The organism is Bradyrhizobium sp. IAR9 (genome assembly GCF_013408065.1).
Classification (GTDB): domain Bacteria; phylum Pseudomonadota; class Alphaproteobacteria; order Rhizobiales; family Xanthobacteraceae; genus Bradyrhizobium.
In genome coordinates, this window is sequence record NZ_JACBZW010000009.1 from 126,067 (window position 1) to 146,424 (window position 20,358).

17 protein-coding genes and 1 pseudogene are annotated in these 20,358 nt (G+C 65.0%); 11 read left to right on the plus strand and 7 right to left on the minus strand.

What is annotated here, in order from left to right:
• The first annotated feature begins 123 nt into the window (after positions 1 to 123).
• A complete protein-coding gene (locus tag GGD67_RS23490) occupies positions 124 to 1,197 on the plus strand; it encodes a tartrate dehydrogenase (protein WP_179736158.1) in 1,074 nt (357 codons plus the stop codon).
• 211 nt (positions 1,198 to 1,408) lie between these two features.
• Here the strand turns inward: GGD67_RS23490 and GGD67_RS23495 are convergent, their stop codons facing one another.
• Together GGD67_RS23495 and GGD67_RS23500 are read right to left on the minus strand one after the other, a co-directional pair.
• Entirely contained in the window at positions 1,409 to 2,350 is a 942-nt protein-coding gene (locus tag GGD67_RS23495; protein WP_179736160.1) for a LysM peptidoglycan-binding domain-containing protein, read from the minus strand.
• Positions 2,351 to 2,530: 180 nt separating this feature from the next.
• A complete protein-coding gene (locus GGD67_RS23500; RefSeq protein ID WP_092253421.1) occupies positions 2,531 to 3,025 on the minus strand; it encodes a MarR family winged helix-turn-helix transcriptional regulator in 495 nt (164 codons plus the stop codon).
• A 100-nt stretch (positions 3,026 to 3,125) separates the two neighbouring features.
• Between GGD67_RS23500 and GGD67_RS23505 the strand changes: the two genes are divergently transcribed.
• Both GGD67_RS23505 and GGD67_RS23510 read left to right on the plus strand, forming a co-directional pair.
• Positions 3,126 to 4,334: an ABC transporter substrate-binding protein gene (locus tag GGD67_RS23505; RefSeq protein ID WP_179736162.1), complete on the plus strand. Its 1,209-nt coding sequence runs from the start codon at positions 3,126 to 3,128 to the stop codon at positions 4,332 to 4,334.
• 14 nt (positions 4,335 to 4,348) lie between these two features.
• Positions 4,349 to 5,527 (plus strand): cytochrome P450, encoded by a 1,179-nt coding sequence (locus GGD67_RS23510; protein ID WP_179736164.1) that lies wholly within the window; start codon positions 4,349 to 4,351, stop codon positions 5,525 to 5,527.
• A gap of 28 nt (positions 5,528 to 5,555) precedes the next feature.
• Here GGD67_RS23510 and GGD67_RS23515 read toward each other — a convergent pair whose 3' ends face one another.
• A complete protein-coding gene (locus tag GGD67_RS23515; RefSeq protein WP_018322531.1) occupies positions 5,556 to 6,275 on the minus strand; it encodes a hypothetical protein in 720 nt (239 codons plus the stop codon).
• Positions 6,276 to 6,551: 276 nt separating this feature from the next.
• Here GGD67_RS23515 and GGD67_RS23520 point away from each other — a divergent pair, with 276 nt between their 5' ends.
• Both GGD67_RS23520 and GGD67_RS23525 read left to right on the plus strand, forming a co-directional pair.
• The gene (locus GGD67_RS23520; protein ID WP_092253425.1) at positions 6,552 to 7,475 is read left to right on the plus strand and encodes an ABC transporter ATP-binding protein; all 924 of its coding nucleotides are present in this window, start codon (positions 6,552 to 6,554) and stop codon (positions 7,473 to 7,475) included.
• Positions 7,472 to 8,233 carry an ABC transporter permease gene (locus tag GGD67_RS23525; RefSeq protein ID WP_018322533.1) on the plus strand — a complete coding sequence of 254 codons (762 nt, stop codon included), beginning with the start codon at positions 7,472 to 7,474 and terminating at the stop codon, positions 8,231 to 8,233. The genes GGD67_RS23520 and GGD67_RS23525 overlap by 4 nt, the downstream gene beginning before the upstream one ends.
• 7 nt (positions 8,234 to 8,240) lie before the next feature.
• Here the strand turns inward: GGD67_RS23525 and GGD67_RS23530 are convergent, their stop codons facing one another.
• Positions 8,241 to 8,567 (minus strand): hypothetical protein, encoded by a 327-nt coding sequence (locus GGD67_RS23530; RefSeq protein ID WP_179736166.1) that lies wholly within the window; start codon positions 8,565 to 8,567, stop codon positions 8,241 to 8,243.
• Positions 8,568 to 8,871: 304 nt separating this feature from the next.
• On the opposite strand from GGD67_RS23530, the gene GGD67_RS23535 reads away from it, so the two are divergent.
• On the plus strand, positions 8,872 to 9,666 hold the full coding sequence (locus GGD67_RS23535) for a L,D-transpeptidase (RefSeq protein WP_026202764.1): 795 nt from the start codon (positions 8,872 to 8,874) through the stop codon (positions 9,664 to 9,666).
• 68 nt (positions 9,667 to 9,734) lie between these two features.
• Entirely contained in the window at positions 9,735 to 10,718 is a 984-nt protein-coding gene (locus GGD67_RS23540) for a glycerophosphodiester phosphodiesterase (protein ID WP_179736168.1), read from the plus strand.
• An 85-nt stretch (positions 10,719 to 10,803) separates the two neighbouring features.
• Here the strand turns inward: GGD67_RS23540 and GGD67_RS23545 are convergent, their stop codons facing one another.
• Positions 10,804 to 13,083 (minus strand): fused MFS/spermidine synthase, encoded by a 2,280-nt coding sequence (locus tag GGD67_RS23545; RefSeq protein WP_179736170.1) that lies wholly within the window; start codon positions 13,081 to 13,083, stop codon positions 10,804 to 10,806.
• Positions 13,084 to 13,311: 228 nt separating this feature from the next.
• On the opposite strand from GGD67_RS23545, the gene GGD67_RS23550 reads away from it, so the two are divergent.
• On the plus strand, positions 13,312 to 14,922 hold the full coding sequence (locus GGD67_RS23550; RefSeq protein WP_179736172.1) for an NAD(P)/FAD-dependent oxidoreductase: 1,611 nt from the start codon (positions 13,312 to 13,314) through the stop codon (positions 14,920 to 14,922).
• A gap of 272 nt (positions 14,923 to 15,194) precedes the next feature.
• On the opposite strand, the gene GGD67_RS23555 is transcribed toward GGD67_RS23550, so the two are convergent.
• On the minus strand, positions 15,195 to 15,350 hold the full coding sequence (locus GGD67_RS23555) for a Flp family type IVb pilin (RefSeq protein WP_018322539.1): 156 nt from the start codon (positions 15,348 to 15,350) through the stop codon (positions 15,195 to 15,197).
• Between the two features lie 162 nt (positions 15,351 to 15,512).
• On the opposite strand from GGD67_RS23555, the gene GGD67_RS23560 reads away from it, so the two are divergent.
• A complete protein-coding gene (locus GGD67_RS23560; protein ID WP_179736174.1) occupies positions 15,513 to 16,400 on the plus strand; it encodes a 50S ribosomal protein L11 methyltransferase in 888 nt (295 codons plus the stop codon).
• A gap of 125 nt (positions 16,401 to 16,525) precedes the next feature.
• Here GGD67_RS23560 and GGD67_RS23565 read toward each other — a convergent pair whose 3' ends face one another.
• Positions 16,526 to 16,705: a hypothetical protein gene (locus GGD67_RS23565; RefSeq protein WP_018322541.1), complete on the minus strand. Its 180-nt coding sequence runs from the start codon at positions 16,703 to 16,705 to the stop codon at positions 16,526 to 16,528.
• 186 nt (positions 16,706 to 16,891) lie between these two features.
• On the opposite strand from GGD67_RS23565, the gene GGD67_RS23570 reads away from it, so the two are divergent.
• The gene (locus tag GGD67_RS23570; protein WP_179736176.1) at positions 16,892 to 18,721 is read left to right on the plus strand and encodes an aminopeptidase P family protein; all 1,830 of its coding nucleotides are present in this window, start codon (positions 16,892 to 16,894) and stop codon (positions 18,719 to 18,721) included.
• A gap of 189 nt (positions 18,722 to 18,910) precedes the next feature.
• A pseudogene (locus GGD67_RS23575) lies at positions 18,911 to 20,184 on the plus strand (multidrug effflux MFS transporter).
• Positions 20,185 to 20,358: the final 174 nt, after the last annotated feature.

Below are 20,358 nucleotides of genomic sequence, written 5' to 3' on the forward strand. Positions count from 1 at the left end.
GAGGATTATATCATTTTTTTGTATAAACCAGCGCCAATTGAGTCCGCCCTGCACTCCCGTCTAGATTCGCCGACGACGCAGCCGGCCTGATATGCCGGCCCCATCTCTTAACGGAGCATTCTCATGCGCACCCATTCGATCGCAGCAATTCCCGCCGACGGCATCGGCCCCGAGGTGATCTCGGCCGGAATCCGCGTGCTGGAGGCACTGGCAAAGCGCAGCGGCGACCTCGCCTTCAACGTCAAGACGTTCGACTGGGGCTCGGACTATTACAAGAAGCACGGCGTGATGATGCCAGCCGACGGCCTCACCGAACTGAAGAAATTCGACGCGATCTATTTCGGCGCGGTCGGCGCCCCTGATGTGCCCGATCACATCACGCTGTGGGGCCTTCGCCTGCCGATCTGCCAGGGCTTTGACCAATACGCCAATGTGCGCCCCACAAAGATCCTGCCCGGCGTCGCCTCGCCGCTGCGCAATGTCGGTGTCGGCGACCTCGACTGGGTGATCGTGCGCGAGAATTCGGAAGGCGAATATGCCGGCATGGGCGGCCGCGCCCACAAGGGCCTTCCGGAAGAGGTCGGCACCGAAGTCGCCGTCTTCACCCGCGTTGGCGTCACCAGGATCATGCGCTACGCGTTCCAGCTCGCACAGTCGCGCCCGCGCAAATTCCTGACCGTCGTGACCAAGTCGAACGCGCAGCGCCACGGCATGGTGATGTGGGACGAGATCGCGGCCGAGGTCGCCGGCGAATTCCCGGACGTCAGCTGGGACAAGATGCTGGTCGATGCCATGACGGTGCGTATGACGCTGCATCCGAAAAGCCTCGACACCATCGTGGCGACCAACCTGCACGCCGACATCCTGTCCGACCTCGCCGGCGCGCTGGCCGGCAGCCTCGGCGTGGCGCCGACCGGCAACATCGATCCACAGCGCCGCTTCCCCTCGATGTTCGAGCCGATCCACGGCTCGGCCTTCGACATCACCGGCAAGGGCATCGCCAATCCGGTCGCGACGTTCTGGACTGGCGCGCAGATGCTCGAGCATCTCGGCGAGAAGGACGCCGCTTCAAGGCTGATGGCGGCGGTCGAGCGCGTCTGCGCGGCGGGCGTGCTGACGCCTGACGTCGGCGGCAAGGCGACGACGAAGGAAGTGACGGACGCCGTGATCGACGCGATCAGCGGGTCGAATGTGTAGCCTTATCGGATCGAGTGTCGCCCAGCACTCGCTGCACCTCTCCCGCTTGCGGGGGAGGTCGACGCGCTCGGCAGCGCAATTGCGCGCCAGAGCGCGGCGGGTGGGGGCTCTCTCCTCTCGGGGGTTCTCGATCGTAGAGAGACCCCCTCCCCCGCAAGCGCCCGCAAGCGGGAGAGGGAGCGCACCGTCCTCTGCGGCAAGATAACGAGCCCTACTTCCGCTTCGTCGGAGCCGGCGGCGGCGTCACCATCGCGGCCGTGGGCTCGGGCGGTGTCAGATGCCGGGGCACGATAATGGTCTGGCCCGGCGTGAGCTGCGCGTTCTCTGCAAGCGAGTTGCTCTGCGCGAGCGTCCACAGCGGCACGCGATTGGCGGCGGCGATGCTCTCCATGGTGTCGCCGCGGCGCACCGGCACTCGCACGCCGCTGTCCCATAACTCGACCAAGGTGCCCGCGGGGACGAGGTAGCGCAGCGGCACGGCATCGCCCTGGGTCTGCGGCGGAATGCGCGGCAGGTGCGTCACCATCTCGACGATCTGGCGATGGATGTCGTCGGACTTCTCGATGTTGATGTGCGAGACGCGCGCGTTTTCCTTCAGGTCGTAGCTCGCATAATGGCCGCGAAAGCCGGGGACCGCGACGACGTCGCCGCCGCCGAGCACGCTGTCGGACAGGAAGATGTTGATGAAGCGCTCGACATTGAGCGGCACGTCGCCGGTCGCATGCGCGGGATCGATGGCGATGACGAGGCTGATCGGGATGCTCTCCTTGGCCGCCATCTCGGAGATGACGATCGAGCACAGACCACCCATGGAGTGCCCGATCAGCACGATCGGCGCCGCCTTCTCCTTGTAGCTGGCGATGACGCGGTTGCCGATGAACCGGCAGAGGGTGAATTCATAGACATCGGCGGAAAAGCCGGCCTGTGTCAGCTTCTCGCCGAGCCGGTCCATGCCAGTCGAGAAGATCGGGCCCATGGCGCCGCGGAACAGGTAGACGATCGGCGGCGGCAACGGCTCGAACGGCGGAGGCGGCGGCGCTGCGGGGGCGGCCGCGTTGGCCTTGGACTTGGCAGGTGAGGCGGCGGCCATGCCGGGGCTCAGGGCTAGCAGCGCAACGGCTGCCAGCGCGACTAATCGCCTCAAATCAATCATCAATCCAGCAGTCCCACGACGGGAGGCGATCGCCTCCCCCGCGGGCTTAGTGACGGCCGATTGGGTGGAATTTGGGGCACGGAACCGGCCTCCATCTCTTCCGGGCGCGAACTCTCACCGCACGCCTGGCGGCGCGACCGGACTTTGCGACGATTGGCCTCAGTCCTCGCTCGCGAACGGCTAAAATGGCAGCATCCGGTTCAGCAATTCGAGCAGCGTGCGCTGCTCGGCCTCGCTGAGCGGCGCCAGCATCTTCCGATTATAGGGCTCCGTCAGCCTTGCGCCCTCCGCAATGAGCTTTGTCCCCTTCGGCGTCAGCATGAGCTCGACGGCGCGGCGATCGGACTTCGAGCGGTTGCGCTTGATAAAGCCGGACGATTCAAGCTCGTTCAGGATCTTGATCAGGTTCGGCAGCCGCAGCCGGAGCAGGCTGGCGAGGCTGCTTGGCGGCACGCCGGGATTGTCGCGAATGACGGCGAAGATCGCATAGGTCGCGGGCGTCAGGCCCAAGGCGGCGAACTCCTCGTAGAAGCCTTCGAAGAACTTCAACTGCGCCAGGCGCAGCATGAAGCCGGGGGTGCGCTGCAGCGCGCGCAGGTCCAGCGATTTCTCCGTCTGCGGAGCGGACTTTTGCGGAGTGGATTTGGCTCCGGGTCTTAGAGGCTTCGAGCTCATGATTCTCAATCCTAGGGACGGCCGAATTGACACTCTCAAAAATAGCTATAAAATATAACTATTATTCAGCGGCACCAAGACCGCCCATGGGAGGGATCCAATGAACAGCAAATTCCTGCATAAATTGTGCATCTTGGCCGCAACCCTGACCGCGGCGCCGGCCTTCGCACAGGAGGTCGTGAAGATCGGCATCCTGAACGACCAGTCGGGCCCGTTCGCGAGCTACCAGGGCATCGGCTCGGTCGTCGCCGCCAAGATGGCCGTCGAAGACTATGGCGGAAAAGCCGCGGGCAAGGTGGTCGAGGTCGTCGCGGCCGATCACCAGAACAAGACCGACATCGGGATCGGCATCGCTCGGCGCTGGTACGAGAACGAGAGCGTCGATGCGATCTTCGACCTTCCGAATTCCTCGATCGCGCTCGCGGTCGCCGGCATGAGCGCCGAGAAGAACAAGGTGTTCGTCGGATCCGGCGCCGGGACGGTGCTTCTGACCGGTGAAAAGTGCACGCCGAACACGGTGCACTGGACCTACGACACCTATTCTTACGGCCGCGGTCTCGGCAAGGCGATCGTGCAGCAGGGCGGCAAGAAATGGTTCTTCATCACCGCCGACTACGCCTTCGGTCATGATCTGGAAAAGCAGGCCGCGGAAGCCGTGAAAGCGGCCGGCGGCGAGGTACTCGGCAGCGTACGGCATCCCTTGGGAACGGCGGACTACGCCTCTTTCCTGCTGCAGGCCCAGGCTTCGGGCGCGAACGTCGTCGGCTTCGCCAATGCCGGTGACGACACCATCACGTCGATGAAGCAGGCCGCCGAGTTCGGGCTGACCAAGGACCACAAGCTGGTCGGATTGATCCTGGGCATGAACGGGCTTCCCGCGCTTGGCCTGAAGTTTGCGCAAGGCGCGCAGATCATGAATCCGTTCTACTGGGATCTGAACGACGGCACGCGGGCCTTCGCAAAACGCTTCGCCGAGCGCATTCCGTCGAAGGCCTATCCGAACGACATGCAGGCCGGCGTCTATGCCTCGGTCATTCACTATCTCAAGGCGGTCGACAAGACCGGCGGCGCCAAGGATGGCAAGGCCGTCGTCGCCGCGATGAAGGAGATGCCGACCGACGATGTGCTGTTCGGCAAGGGCTATATCCGCAAGGACGGACGCAAGATCCACCCGCTCTACCTGTTGCAGGTCAAGTCGCCCGAGGAGTCGAAATCGAGCTGGGATCTGCTGAAGGTCGTCGCCACCATCAAGGGCGAGGACGCGTTCCGCTCGGAGAGCGATGGCCAGTGCCCGCTCAGCAAGCCCTAGAAGCGGAGCTGACCATGAGCGGCATCGCCTCCAGTCCGATCGACCCGTTTGCGCCTGACTTCCTGTTGAACCCCTATCCTGCCTATGAGGCGCTACGCGCGCTCGGGCCCGTGTTCGCGCTGGAGCGTTACGGCGTGTGGGCGATGGCGGGCTATGGCGAGGTCGAGCCGGCCTTGAAGGACTGGAAGACATTCATCAGTGGCGAGGGCGTCGGGCTCAACGGGATGAACCCTGCGCTGCCGAAGCCGCTGACGCTCCAGATCGATCCGCCCGATCACGACAAGGGCCGGCGGGTCCTCGGCCGCACGCTGTCTCCGGGTGTCGCGAGGAAGCTGCGCGAGACGTTTCAGCAGGAAGCGGAGAAGAAGGTCACGGAGCTGATCGACAAAGGCACCTTCGATGCCGTCACCGATCTTGCCGAAGCCTATCCGATGAAGGTGTTTCCCGATGCGATCGGCATCCGGGCGGACGGCCGCGAGAAGCTCTTGGCCTGGAGCACGTTCGTGTTCGACAGCTTTGGCCCCGAGAACGAGATGCTAGCGGCTTCACGCAAGGCAGGCCTCGCCGCCCAGAGCTGGATCATGGACTGCTGCGCACGAGATGCGTTGCGGCCTGACAGCCTCGGCATGATGATCTACCAGGCGGCCGACGACGGCGAGATCACCGAGCACGAAGCGACCCACCTGGTGCGGCCATTCCTCACGGCGGGGATCGACACCACCGTCAACGGCATCGGCAACACCCTGCTCGCGCTCGCCACCCATCCGGATGAATACCGCAAGCTCCACCAACGGCCGGAGCTGGCGCGCAATGCCTTCGAGGAAGGCCTGCGCTATGATTCGCCGGTGCAGACGTTCTTTCGTACCACCTCGCGCGACGTCGAGATCGGCGGCGGCGTGATCCCGGCACACCGCAAGGTGCTGCTGTTCATGGCCTCGGCCAACCGCGATCCGGCGCGATGGGAGAGAGCCGACCGGTTCGAGGTCGAACGGACCGCGACCGGGCATGTCGGCTTCGGCGCGGGCATCCACGCCTGCGTCGGTCAGATGATCGCGCGTCTGGAAGGCGAATTGATCTTCAGCGAGCTCGCAAGGCGCGTGAAGACCATCGAGCTCACGGCGGAGCCGAAACGCAGGCTCAACAATTCCCTGCGCGGGCTGGAGAGCATGCCGGTCCGCGTGACGCCCGCTTAGGCGGCATCACGCGGGAGGAGGCGACGGCTCAGTTCCGTGCCGGAGCAGCCGCGGCCGCCGAGCGCGCCTGCCCGGGCGAGCCGCGTTCGGCGACCGGGACAGCCGGTGCGCGCGAACGCATGATGGCGGCGTCGATCTCGGCGATGACACGGCGTTGGATCGCCTCGTTCTTGTCGATCGAGATGTGGCCGACACCGGTGCCGCGCACGTCGACATTGTCGAGCTTGCCGCGGAAACCGTCGGCACGCTTGACCGGCTCGCCGGGGCCGTCGCCGATATAGATGTTGATGTAACGCTCCGCGCCGGTCGAGAGCTTGGTCTTGAACACGGAATCGAGGCCGATCGCGAGCTTCACGGGCACGCCGAGCCGGTTGAGTTTTGCGATCATGTCCGGCAGCGCGGTCGCGCCGGAGGAATGGCCGACCAGGACGATGGTCTTGAGCCGGCCGGCCTTGTAGGCGGTCGCGGCTTCATCGGCGAGCGACGACCAGGACACGAAGTTGGCGACCGTCACCGGGATGCCCTGCGCCTGAAGCCGGGCGCCGATGGTGTCGAGGCCGAGCGAAAAGATGTTGAGCACGCCGCGGAGCAGATAGACATGCGTGGTCGCGACCTGGGCCTGGCTCGGGGCCGCTCGGGCCGTGGTCGGGCTGATGGCAACAGCTGACAGCAGGAGCAGGCAGATCGCCCAGACACGGAGGGCGGACAACTGGCTGGCGCCGGCGGTGTGACGGCCGTTCGGTCTCATCGGTGTTTTCCCTGGGGACAATACGCTTTGCGATTGGCCGGAATCGTAGCCATGGCCTGCTCGCAGACGCAACAAAGAGCCGCGTGAATGGCAATCTTAGCCACAGCCCGTGACCATCGCGCAACACCTGCCCGAAACCTGCCACCGAAGCGCCTGTTTTGAGACCATTTTTCTCCGGGCAATTGCGGCCCGGCAAAGGCATTCCTATCTCAGGGCTCCGCTGACCCGCCGTTCCCGGCAGGTTCCAGCCTCCCCTCCCCAGTCCTACCGGCCCTCATGTCCTCCATCATCTCCGTCGCCAACCTGTCGAAGACCTATGGGTCCGGCTTCAAGGCGCTCAAAAACGTCAATCTCGACATCAAGCGGGGCGAGATCTTCGCGTTGCTCGGCCCGAACGGCGCCGGCAAGACCACGTTGATTTCCATCATCTGCGGCATCGCCAATCCGAGCGAGGGCCGCGTCCTCGTCGGCGGCGAGAACATCCAGACTTCCTACCGCAAGGCGCGCTCGCTGATCGGCCTCGTGCCGCAGGAATTGCACACCGATGCCTTCGAAAGCGTGTGGGCGACCGTGAGCTTCTCCCGCGGCCTGTTCGGCAAGCCGAAGAATCCTGATCACATCGAGAAGGTGCTGAAGGACCTCTCGCTCTGGGACAAGAAGGACAACAAGATCATCACGCTCTCCGGCGGCATGAAGCGCCGCGTCATGATCGCCAAAGCGCTGTCGCACGAGCCGCAGATCCTGTTCCTGGACGAGCCCACCGCCGGCGTCGACGTCGAGCTGCGCAAGGGCATGTGGGAGGTGGTGCGCACCCTCCAGCAGTCCGGCGTCACCATCATCCTCACCACGCATTACATCGAGGAAGCCGAGGAAATGGCCGACCGCATCGGCGTCATCAACAAGGGCGAGATCGTGCTGATCGAGGACAAGGCGACGTTGATGCAGAAGCTCGGCAAGAAGCGGCTGACGCTGCATCTGCAGGGCAGGCTCGACGCGCTGCCGGAGAGCCTTGGCCATTACGAGCTGGAGCTCTGCGATGCCGGCGCGACGCTGGTCTACGATTACGACACCAAGGGCGAGCGCACCGGCATCACCAGCCTGCTCGGCGATCTCCGCACCGCCGGCATCCGCTTCAACGATCTCGACACGACGCAATCGTCGCTCGAGGACATCTTCGTCGATCTCGTGAGGACGTCATGAACCATCGCGCCATCCGCGCCATCTATCTGTTCGAAATGGCGCGCACCTGGCGCACGCTGCTGCAAAGCATCGTCTCGCCCGTCGTCTCGACCTCGCTCTATTTCGTGGTGTTCGGCGCCGCGATCGGCTCGCGCATCAGCCAGGTCGAGGGCGTCAGCTACGGCACCTTCATCGTGCCGGGCCTGATCATGCTCTCGGTGCTGACCCAGAGCATCGCCAACGCCTCGTTCGGCATCTACTTTCCGAAATTCACCGGTACGATCTACGAGATCCTGTCGGCACCGATCTCCTATTTCGAGATCGTGCTCGGCTATGTCGGCGCCGCCGCGACCAAGTCGATCATTTTGGGCCTGATCATCCTGGCAACGGCCGGACTGTTCGTGCCGCTGCATATTCACCATCCGGTCTGGATGCTGGCCTTCCTGGTGCTGACGGCGGTGACGTTCAGCCTGTTCGGCTTCATCATCGGGATCTGGGCCGACGGCTTCGAGAAGCTGCAGATGATCCCGATGCTGGTGGTGACGCCGCTGACCTTCCTCGGCGGCAGCTTCTATTCCATCGACATGCTGCCGCCCACCTGGCGCACGGTGGCGATGCTCAACCCGGTCGTCTATCTGATCTCCGGCTTCCGCTGGAGCTTCTACGAGATCGCGGACGTCAGCATGTCCGTGAGCGTCGGCATGACGCTGGCGTTCCTGGTGATTTGTCTCGTCGTGATCTGGTGGATTTTTCGGACGGGGTATCGGCTGAAGAACTGACGCGTCATCACCGATAACAGTGGAAGCGGTGATACCCGTCATAGTATCCGTGGCAGCGGTGACGGTAGTGACGATGGGGAATGCCGAGCACGCCCTCGACTGCACCAACGGCGCCGCCGACGCCGGCACCGACGACGCCTCCGACCGCGCCGCCCACGGGGCCGGCAATCCGGTTGCCCTCGTGCGAACCTTCCTGGGCGCCGCGGACGATGCCCTGGGCGTGGCCGGCCTGCGGCAGCGCCAACAGCGCGAGCAGGATGGCGGCGGCTGCGAACACCAGACGGAAGGCTAAACCGGCCGGCGACGGCGCGGCGGCGATGCGGGCTTTGTTCATCTTCGATCCCAAACGGTGAATGGCGGCGAGCGCCGCCTGTCGAGGCAGGTGATCGTCAACGCACCGGTCGGCCAAATGGTTGCGCCTTTGTGACGAATTGTCGGCGTTGTGAACGGGGCACCGCTCGCGAAAATTTCAGCTTCGCCGCGCGCGGCGCGGCACAAAGCGGCCTTGCTTACGCCTCGCGCCGCGTTAACGATGGGCAGGCAGGCCGCTGGAACGAAAGCCGGATTGCAGGCATATTGCACGCCGGGGACGGAGAGCCGCGGCGCCTAGCGTGAACAGGCCGGAGGCCAGGATTCAAATGCGTTTCCAGATGCGTTCATTTTTTATCGCTTTCACCTCACTGATGCTTTTGAGCGCAGGCAGCGCGCAAGCCAAGGTCGAGATCACAGTCGACAAGGACAATCAGCAGATGACCGTCGCCGTCGACGGCGTCGCGCGCTATCACTGGCCGGTGTCGACCGGCATCCCCTCGCGCGAAACGCCGAACGGCGCATTCCGCGCCTTCCGCATGGAAGAGGATCACTATTCCAAGGAATTCGACGACGCACCGATGCCTCACGCGATCTTCTTCACCAAAGTCGGCCACGCCATCCATGGCACCGACTCGGTCGGCCGTCTCGGTTCGCCGGCGTCCCACGGCTGCGTTCGGCTGTCGCGCCAGAATGCTTCGACGCTCTATGCGCTGGTGCAGCAGCAGGGCGTGCTCAACACCTCGGTGACGCTGACCGGCTCGGCGCAGGTGGCGCTGGCGCGCAATCCGCGCGGCCGCACCAACAATGCAGTCGCCCGCGCGCCGCAGCAGCCTGCCGAAGAGCAGTACGCGACCACCGGCGATCCCGTGAACCTGACGCCGCCAGCGCAGCCCGCCCGCCGCTACATGCCGCAGGACGACAACTACATCTATCCGGCCGACGGCAGCGACACCGGCGCGCGCTATCCGGCACCGCGCGGCACACGCCCGCTCTATGATGCGCAGGTCTACCAGCAGCAGCCGCGTCCCTATTACGACCAAGGCTCCGGCCAGCAGGGCTATTACTATCAGCCGCAGCCGCGGCAGGTTTACCAGCCGCGCGGCTATTACTATCAGAACTGAGGCGGCCGCGGCCGCCATCCGCCGCGCTCGCCGACCTGCATGTACAAATAGTTTCCTTTCGAGGCACCATGTCCTTACGTGCCGCGACCATTCTGATCGTGTTCTCCATGCTGATCGCGGGCCCGGCCATGGCCTTTGATATCGAGGCGCATCGCGGCGGGCGGGCGCTGCTGCCGGAAAACACCCTGCCAGCCTTCGCCAACGCGCTGTCGATGGGTGTGGACACGCTGGAGCTCGACGTCGGCGTGACCGCGGACGGCGAGGTCGTCGTCTCGCATGAGCGCGGGCTCAATCCTGATCTCGCACGCGGCGTCGGCGGGACTTACATTGCTCCGCCCGGCACGCCCTTGGTAAAACTGCGGCTGGACGAGGTCAGGACCTATGACGTCGGCCAAATCCGACCGGACAGTGCCTATGCGAAACAATTCCCCGACCAGCGCGCCCTGCCGGGGACACACATTCCCACCCTGAGCGAGCTGTTCGCGCTGGTGCGCAAGTCTGGCAACTCGCATGTGCGCTTTAACATCGAGACCAAGATCGATCCGAACCGCCCCGACGAAACGCTCGATCCGCAAGCCTTTGTCACGAAGCTGCTGGGACTGATCGAGACCGAAACGTTTTCCGACAGGGTCATGATCCAATCCTTCGACTGGAGAACCCTGCAGCTCGTCCAGCAGCAGGCGCCGAAGATACCGACCGTGTACCTGACGCTCCAGCGCGGCACGGGCCAGACAGTCGCGCTGGACAAAGCCACCAATTGGACGGCGGGCTTCAGCCCGACCGATCACGGCAGCTCGCTGCCACGGACGATCAAGGCGGCGGGCGGCACGATCTGGTCGCCCAATTTCGGCGACGTGACGGCGGCGCTCATCGCGGAGGCCCACGGACTCGGATTGCGCGTCGTGGTGTGGACGGTCAACAAGCGCGAAGACATGGCGCGGATGATGGAGCTCGGCGTCGACGGGATCATTTCCGACAGGCCCGACCTGCTGCGGGAGGTTGCCGGCGAGAAGGGCATTGTGCTGCCGGCGGGGACGCCGGTCGTGCCGTAACCGTCGGTCTCGTGTCCCGGACGCGGTGCAGCGTGCAACGCTGCTGCGCTGCGTCCGGGGGCACGGAGACGATTGTCGTGCCGCCCTACTCTCCGTTCTTCAAACGCCGGTACAAGGCGCCCAGGATGTTGGAATAGTCGTCGGTCCACACCCGCACCCTGTCGTCGGCTTCGGTCTGCTCCCAGACCTTCGAGGACGCGAGCCGACCGATGTCGGCCTCATCGCGCGCGGAGATGACGACGTCGGTCGAGAAGATGTAGTCGCCATCGCGCCCGGAATCCTCGTTGAAGACCCAGCTCTTCAAATCATTGGCGTCGGCGATGCCGACCACGACGGTCTCGAGATCGAGGTGCCGGTTGGAGACGTGCATCACCACGGCCCCGTGCGGCGCGAGCTTGTCCTTGTAGATCTTCATCGCCTCTTCGGTGGCGAGATGAATCGGGATCGCATCCGACGAATAGGCATCGACGATGATGAGGTCGTAGGCGCCGTCGGGCTCCTTGGCGAAGGTGAGGCGCGCATCGCCGATCACCGGCTTCATGTCCGGCAGGCAGCTCGAGATGTAGCGGAAATTTTTGGGATCACGCGCAGCATCCACCATCGACTGGTCGATCTCGAAGAATTTCCAGTCCTCGCCAGGTTCGGCGGCGCAGGCGAGCGTACCCGATCCGACGCCGATCGCTGCGACCTTGAGCGGCGCGCCCTTGCGCTCGCGGATCGCGCTGACGGCCTGACCGATGCCGCCGTCCTTGTGATAGTAGGTGATCGGCTCGGGCCGGCCGGTGACCTCGGTGCCGTCATTGTTGCGGAAGCGCTCGGCGCCGTGGATGGTGGTGCCGTGCATCAGCACGTGGAAATAGCCGCCGGGCGTCACCACGATCTTGTGCACACCGAAGAAGCTGCGCACCGTCGTAACGCGACCTTCGTCCGCGGGATAAACCCGGATCAACGCCAGCGCGAGCGCGACGGTGGCGAAGATCTTCCAGCGGCCGGCATTGAGCGCCAGCGCCAGCAGCGCGGCGAGCACGCCGACGGCGCCGGCGACCCAGACGCGGTGATCCTCCAACCAGGTCGAGAGGCCGCCAGTGGTGTAGGACGGCGCAACCAGCGCAACCGCGAGCGCGGCGAGCACCAGCCAATACCATTTGACGACACCTGCGAGACGCTCGTTCGCGGACGGCCGGCACAGCGCGGCAAGCGCGATCAGGATCGGGTATTCGGCGATCCACGAGAAGGTGAAGGGAGCAACGAGGCCAGCAAAGAGACCGCCGACCATGCCGCCGAACGACAGCGCGACATAGAAACCGGTGAGATATCTGGCGGCCGGCCGCGTCCGCGCCAGCTCGCCGTGACAGGCCATGGCGATGACGAAGAAGCAGAGTTGATGGCCGCCGAGTGTCAGCAGCAAATTCTGCTCGCCGCCGAAGGCGAGCAGGACGATGACGCCCGCGATCGCGACCGGCTGCAGCATCAACATCCATTTGTGCGGCAGCAGCGGCCGCGACTGGAACACCACGACCCAGGTGAGCAGATAAAGCGACAACGGCAGCACCCACAGCAACGGCGCCGCAGCGACGTCGGTCGAGATGTGCGCGGTGACCGCGATGAGCAGACCCGAAGGCACCGCGGCGAGGAAGATCCAGCGCAGCCGCGTCACGATATCAGGCGCCGGCGCATTGGCATCCTCGGTCCGCGCATCGGCCATCGCGAGCTTCGGCGAGCGCAACAACAGCACGCCGCAGGCGGCGATCAGGAGGATCAACAGGCCATAGCCACCGGTCCAGAAGCGATTCTGCGCATGCAGCGTGAACATCGGCTCCAGCAGGAAAGGATAGGACAGCAACGCCAGGAAGCTGCCGATGTTGGAGGAGGCGTAGAGGAAGTAGGGATCGTGCCCGGCGGGATGGCCGGTGCGGACGAACCAGGCCTGCAGCAGCGGATTGTTGGCGGCAAGCGCAAAGAACGGCAGGCCGATCGAGACCACGAACAGGCCGAGCAGCCAGAACGCATAGCCCGAAGCGGGCGGCTCGCCATAGGCGGACGCAATGCCGAGCGGCAGCGTCACGAAGGCCGCGATCAGCAGCAGCAGATGCACGGCCACCGGCACGAGGCGGCTCCTCGCCTGCATCAACAGATGCGCATAGGCATAGCCCGCCAGCAGCAGCGACTGGAAGAATACCATCGCCACCGACCACACCGCCGGCGAGCCGCCGAGCCGCGGCAGCACCATCTTCGTGAACAGCGGCTGCACCGAGAACAGCAGCAGCGCGCTGACGAAGATCGCAACGGTGTAGACCGTCAGCAGCAGCCGGTTGCGCGAGGCGGACGGCTGCTCCGTGGCGGCAGGTTGCACGATCGAATCCATGGAAGCTCCAGCCTACATTCCCCGGCGGGCGCCGGACGCGCGCAATGGAGCACAAGGCGCCTGAACGGGCAATAAAGGCACTCGTGATGTTGCAGCGAGGAATGCCTGATATAGAGATGTCATTCCGGGGCGCGCGAAGCGCGAACCCGGAACCTCGAGATTCTCCGGTGCGGAGCCCGCACCATAGTTCGATGCTGCGCATCGCCCCGGAATGACGCCAGGGAAATCATGACCGAAACCGACGTCGTCATCATTGGCGCTGGCCATAACGGCCTCACTTGCGCCGCCTATCTCGCGATGGCGGGCCTGCGTGTGCGCGTGGTCGAGCGCCGCAAGGTGGTCGGCGGCGCCGCAGTCACGGAGGAGTTTCACCCCGGATTCCGCAATTCGGTCGCGGCCTACACTGTGAGCCTGCTCAATCCGCAAGTGATCCGCGACCTCAAGCTCACTGAACAGGGCCTGCGGATCGTCGAACGGCGCGCCCAGAACTTTCTGCCCGCGCCGGATGCCAGCTATCTCCTCACCGGCGAAGGGCGGACAAAGGCATCAGTCGCGCGGCTGAGCGCGCATGACGCAGACGCGCTCGACGGATTTTCGCGCGAGCTGGAAGACATCGCCGACGTGCTGCGGCAGTTCGTGCTCCGCGCGCCGCCGAACCTCGTCGACGGCTTCGGCACAGCGGCCGTTCGCGAAGGCGTCAACGCCTGGAAGACCGCCAACATCCTGCGTGGTCTCACGCTGGAACAGAGCCGCAGCCTGCTCGATCTCTTCACCCGCTCGGCCGGCGAGATGCTGGACGAGCGCTTCGAGCATGATCTGGTCAAGGCCCTGTTCGGCTTCGACGCCATCGTCGGCAACTATGCCGGCCCCTACGCCGCCGGCTCGGCCTATGTGATGCTGCATCACGCCTTCGGCGAGGTGAACGGCAAGAAGGGGGTCTGGGGCCACGCCATCGGCGGCATGGGCGCGATCACGCAGGCGATGGCGCGCACAGCGCGTGATCGGGGCGTCATGATCGACACCGATGCCGGCGTCCGTGAGATCATCGTCGAGCGCGACCGCGCCGTCGGAATCGTGCTGGAGAACGGTTCAACCATCCGCGCCAAATATGTCGCGGCCAATGTCAATCCAAAGCTGCTTTACACGCGGCTGGTCGCGGCCGACGCGCTCCCTGCGGACTTCCTCGCCCGCATCCGGCACTGGAAGAACGGCTCCGGCACCTTCCGCATGAACGTTGCGCTGGACCGCCTGCCCTCCTTCACGGCGCTGCCGGGCGAGGGCGATCATCTCAGCTCCGGCATCATCCTGGCGCCGAGCCTCGGCTACATGGACCGCGCTTATCTCGATGCGCGGGCGCAGGGCTGGAGCCGGGAGCCGGTCGTCGAGATGCTGATCCCCTCGACGCTCGACGACACGCTGGCCCCAACTGGAAAGCACGTCGCCAGCCTGTTCTGCCAGCACGTCGCGCCGGAGCTTCCCGATGGGAAGTCGTGGGACGACCATCGCGACGAGGTCGCCGATCTCATGATCGCGACGGTGGACAAATACGCGCCGGGTTTTGCGGCGAGTGTGCTGGGCCGCCAGATCCTGTCCCCGCTCGATCTCGAACGGCAGTTCGGCCTCCTCGGCGGCGATATCTTCCATGGCGCGCTGACGCTGAACCAGCTGTTCTCGGCGCGGCCGATGCTGGGCCATGCCGATTATCGCGGGCCGTTGAAGGGCCTCTACCATTGCGGCTCCGGCGCCCATCCCGGCGGCGGCGTCACCGGCGCTCCCGGCCATAACGCCGCGCAGACGATCTTGAGAGATCACCGGTCGCTGTTCGGAAGCCGTGGATAGGTCTGTGGATGAGCTGTGGACTGGCCGTTGAATGATCTGTGGTCAGACCGAGGATACATGGGCCAGAACGCCGGGACTGAACTTGGGGAAAGCCGGTGGACAATCGCGGGACAAGCGGGTGGACGGCGTCCCGGCAAGCGGTGGACAATTTGTGAAGATCACTGAGAACGCTCGCCCGAAAACGACCTCGCCCGCCAGGGTATCCCCTCGCGGGCGGTGATCAGGAAAAACCTCAAAGAAAAATAGCCCCCGCTGGGAAATGAAGGCGGAAATTACTTCAAGGAGCTGCTAATCGAAGTGAACTTGTCGTTCAGGGTGACGCCCAGGCTGTTCACCACGGTGATGATCGCCAGAGCGATACCTGCGGCAATCAGGCCGTACTCGATCGCGGTTGCGCCGGACTCGTCCGACCAGAACTTTTGAACCATGCGCTTCAAAACTCGCCTCCGTTTCAATTCCAAGCTGTGTTGGTTGGTTTCGACATCCGCAAAGATACGGGGCGCAACCTACAGCCCGGTTAACCGGGAACCGCAACTTATGCGGAAAAATGGCGACGAAAGCTCCAAAAATTGAACTCAACGGAACCCTGAATGCAGCCTTCTCCCACCCATCGCGCCAGCTTTTCGATCGGCAGCGAGGCCGACGCCAGGCGCGTCGTCGACGTGCTCACCGAGGTGTTTTTCGACGGCGATGCGGCGGTTGCCGCCTTCGAGCGGCCCGACGGACCATGGGACGTCACGCTCCATTTCGCCGAGGCACCCGATCAGGCTTGGCTACGCGAACTCGTTGCAACTTCAGCAGGAAATGCGATCGCCGCGACGCTTCTCTTCGACACGGTCGAGGCCAGGGACTGGGTCAAGGCCAGCCTGGAAGATCTCGTCCCGGTCCCGGCCGGGCGCTTCGTCGTACACGGCAGCCATGACCGCGACCGCGTGGCGCCGAACAAGCTCGCCATCGAGATCGAGGCGGCGCTCGCCTTCGGCACCGGCCACCACGGCACCACCCGTGGCTGTTTACTGCTGCTTGACCATGTCCTTAAGAGTTCCCGTCCGAGGAACCTGCTCGACCTCGGTACCGGAACCGGCGTCCTCGGCATCGCGGCGGCGAAGGCGCTGCATCGCGCGGTGCTCGCCTCCGACATCGACCCGCCGTCGGTGCGGGTGGCGGCCGAGAACGCGGTAATGAACGAGGTCGGCAACCAGGTCCGCGTAATACGCGCCACCGGCTTCGCCGCGCCGGATTTCGAAAAGGCCGGCCCATTCGACCTGGTGCTGGCCAACATCCTCGCCAACCCGCTCAGGCAACTCGCGGGCCCGATGGCGCGACATCTCGCGCCCGGCGCACACGTCATCCTCTCCGGCCTGTTGACGCACCAGGCCCCGGCCGTGATCGCCGCCTACCGCGCGCGCGGCCTCGTGCCGTTGAAGCATCTGCGGATCGAGGGGTGGAGCAGCCTGTTGCTGCGGAAGATGTCGTAGGGTGGGTTAGCCCTGCGATTGCGCAAAAGCGCAATCGCTCGGCGTAACCCACCTCTTTTGTCACCGCGGGAAAAGACGCGGTGGGTTACGCCTTCGGCTAACCCACCCTACGAAATTCCGCCGCGCTACTCCGCGGGCTTCTCGTCCCGCCGCATCGGAGGCTCGTCCTGCAAGCTACGCCTCGCGCGACGCTCGGCGATACGGTCGATCATCTGGCGCATGACGCCGCGCGGCTTCTTCGGTGCCGCCGCAGTCGGGGCGCGACGCACCGGCGGCGTAATCTTCTCAAACGTGAACGCTGGCATCGTGTGTCCCCTCGCCGTTGAGATGAACCACCTGCTCGAATTTCCCTGTCATCCGGACGAAGCGCAACTGCCGCATCCTTTACTCCACTCAATTCGAATGGAACCATTCAAGCACAGTCCATGCCAGATGCGATGCGAATGCGTCCAGATTGCGGACTCGTCCCCATGATCCTAAAGTGATCCACCATGTTCGAAGCACACTTCCAGACATTCGAGGAGCCGGAGGCCGGCGTCGCATTGACGGCGCGGCTCGCCGCCCTTCGCGAAGAACTCGCCCGCCGCAAGCTGACCGGCTTCGTGATCCCGCGCGCCGATCAGCAGCAGAACGAATATGTGCCGCCGTCCGAAGAGCGGCTGGCCTGGCTGACCGGCTTCACGGGCTCGGCGGGACTCGCGGTGGTGCTGACCCAGGAGGCCGCATTGTTCGTCGACGGCCGCTATACGCTTCAGGCCGCCAAGCAGGTCGACGCGAAGGCCTGGGCCGTGGAATCGCTGATCGATCCGCCGCCGGAAAGCTGGGTGTCCGCGCATCTGAAAGCCGGTGACCGCCTCGGATTTGATCCGTGGCTGCACACTTTTGCGGCAGCCGAGCGCCTGTCCGTCGCCTGCGCCAAGGCCGGCGCCGAGCTGGTCGCCGTCGACAGCAATCCAATCGACGCGGTCTGGCAGGACCGCCCGCAGCCGCCGATCGCCCCCGTCGCCGTGCACAGTCTGCAGAATGCCGGCGTCACTGAAGCCGAGAAGCTGACGCAGATCAGAGCCGAGATCGTCAAGCTCGGCGTCGACGCGCTGGTGCTATCGGACAGCCACGCGGTGGCCTGGACCTTCAACATCCGCGGCGCCGACGTCGCGCACACGCCGCTACCGCTGTCCTATGCGCTGGTGCCGAAGGACGGTCGCCCCACCATCTTCATCGACCATCGAAAACTCTCCAACCTCACGCGCGACCATCTCGAGCAGTCCGCCGACGTGCGCGAGCCCGATGCGATGGCGCCGACGCTGATGGCGCTGGCCAAAAGCGGCGCTGCGATCGCGCTCGACGGTGCCACAGCGGCCGATGCGCTCAGCCGCCTGATCGCGGGCGCCGGCGGCAAGCCGGTGCGCGGCAGCGATCCGATTGCGCTGCTCAAGGCAGTCAAGAACGCGACCGAGATCAAGGGCACAAAGACGGCCCATGTGCGTGACGCCGTGGCGCTGGCACGCTTCCTCGCTTTCATTGATCGCGAGGCCGCAAGCGGCAAGCTCACCGAGATCGACGCAGTCGAGGCGCTGGAGACGTTCCGCCGCGACACCGGCGCGCTCAGGGACGTGTCGTTTCCCACCATCTCCGGCACCGGCCCGAACGGCGCCATCGTGCACTACCGCGTCACCCGCAAGAGCAACCGGCGGATCGCGCCCGGCGATCTGCTGCTGATCGATTCCGGCGCGCAGTACGAAGACGGCACCACCGACGTCACCCGCACCATGGCCGTGGGCGAGCCGACCGACGAGATGCGCGACCGTTTCACCCGCGTGCTGCGCGGCCATATCGCGATCGCGCGCGCCGTCTTTCCGGACGGCACCACGGGCGCGCAGCTCGACACGCTGGCGCGGCAATATCTCTGGGCCGCCGGCGTCGATTTCGAGCACGGCACCGGTCACGGCGTCGGTAGCTATCTCTCGGTGCATGAAGGGCCGGCGCGGATCTCGAAGCTCGGCACCACGCCGCTGAAGCGCGGCATGATCCTCTCCAACGAGCCCGGCTACTACAAGACCGACGGTTTCGGCATCCGCATCGAGAACCTGGAGCTGGTGGTGGCCGCCGACATCAATGGCGCCGAGAAGCCTATGAACGCGTTTGAGACGCTGACGCTGGCGCCGATCGACCGCCGCCTCATCGATGTCGCGATGCTGAGCCGCGACGAGCTCGGCTGGCTCAACGCCTACCACGCGCGCGTCCGGGCCGAGGTACGGCCCGCGCTGGACGAGGCGACACAGACCTGGCTCGATCAGGCGACGGCAGAGCTGAAGGCGTAGGGTCACCCTGCCGCAGCGCGCATGGCGCTACGCCGTTTGCGCAACGCTGTTTTCCCGACACGGAGGCTAAAGCGAATATCGCGCCTCCAGCATAACCATCCCGGAATCCGTATAGCCGCATTCCGAAACGCCGATATCCGTCTTGCGCGAGCGCGCTACAGTCGATTCGAACTCGAAAGACGGACACCAATGCACGGCATGATCAGCAAGCCGCCGGGAGCGGCGGCCAACCTCGCGACGTCGCGCCTGGTGCTGCTGTTGCTGGTCGTGATGACCGGGATCGCGCCGATCTCGCTTTATATCCTGGTTCCGGCACTGCCGGTGCTGGCGACGAATTTCGGCAGCGACATCTCGATCGCGCAGATGACGGTGTCGCTCTACATGGTCGGCATCGCGCTGTCGCAGCTCATCATGGGACCGCTGTCCGACCGGTTCGGACGACGCCCTGTGCTGCTCGGAGGGCTGGCGCTGATGGTCGTGGCAAGCGTCGCGTGCATCTTCGCCGAGACCTTGCCGCAATTGATCGCCGCGCGCTTTTTCCAGGCGCTCGGCGGCGCCTCCGGCATGGTGATCAGCCGTGCCATCATCCGCGACATCTACGAGCGCGACCGCGTCGCCTCGATGATCAGCCTCGTGGTTGCCGCGCTAATGATCGGGCAGATGGTTTCGCCGCTCACCGGCGGCCTGATCGAGACCGCGTTCGGCTGGCGCGCGATCTTCTACGCCATCACCATCGCCGCGATCATTGTCGCCGCCGGCATCGCGGTGGCGCTGCCCGAAACGCGGCGCAGCCGCGCCGCCGGCAGCGGCTTCCGCGGCGACGTCGGCATCCTGATCCGCAACCGCGCCTTCGTCGGCTATGTGATGTGCCAGGTGCTGGCCTCGCAGATCATCTTCACCTTCGCGGGCGGCGGCCCCTACATCGTGGTGACGCAGATGGGCCGCAGCAGCGCCGAATACGGCGCCTGGTTCGCGACCTCGGGCTTTGCATTTCTCGTCGGCAATCTGCTCTGCGTACGCTTTGCGCCGCGGCATTCGCTGGAAAAGCTGATCTGGTTCGGGCTCGCCCTTCAGCTCGCCGGCAGCCTTGCGAACCTGCTGTGGAGTTTGGTCGGCTGGAACGAGGCGCCGGCCTGGCTGTTCGGCACGCAGATGATCGTGATGGCCGGCAATGCCTTCGTCATGGCGAATTCGGCCGCCGGCGCCATCAGCATCCGCCCCGAGGCCGCCGGCACCGCGTCGGGTGCGATGGGCTTCCTCCAGCAGGGCATCGGCGCGCTGATGTCGCAATTCGGCGCCTATCTCGGCGGCCACTCCGCCACGACGCTGCCGCTCACCGCCGCAGTCCTCGCGATCTCGCTGCTCTGTGCCTGCGTGATGATCTTCGTCGTCCCCGCCGCGAGATGACGGTGAGCGAGACGCTGATCAAGCAGGCGGAAGAGGAAGAGAGTGGGATGATGTGAGGGAGGCTATGCGCGTTACCCTTCCCCTCTCCCCTTGTTGTGGGAGAGGGTGGCTCGCCGCGGAGCGGCGAGACGGTGAGGGGTCTCTCTCCACGCAGATCACTCTCAGTCGAGTTTGTGGATACGACCCCTCATCCGGCGCTTCGCGCCACCTTCTCCCACAAGGGGAGAAGG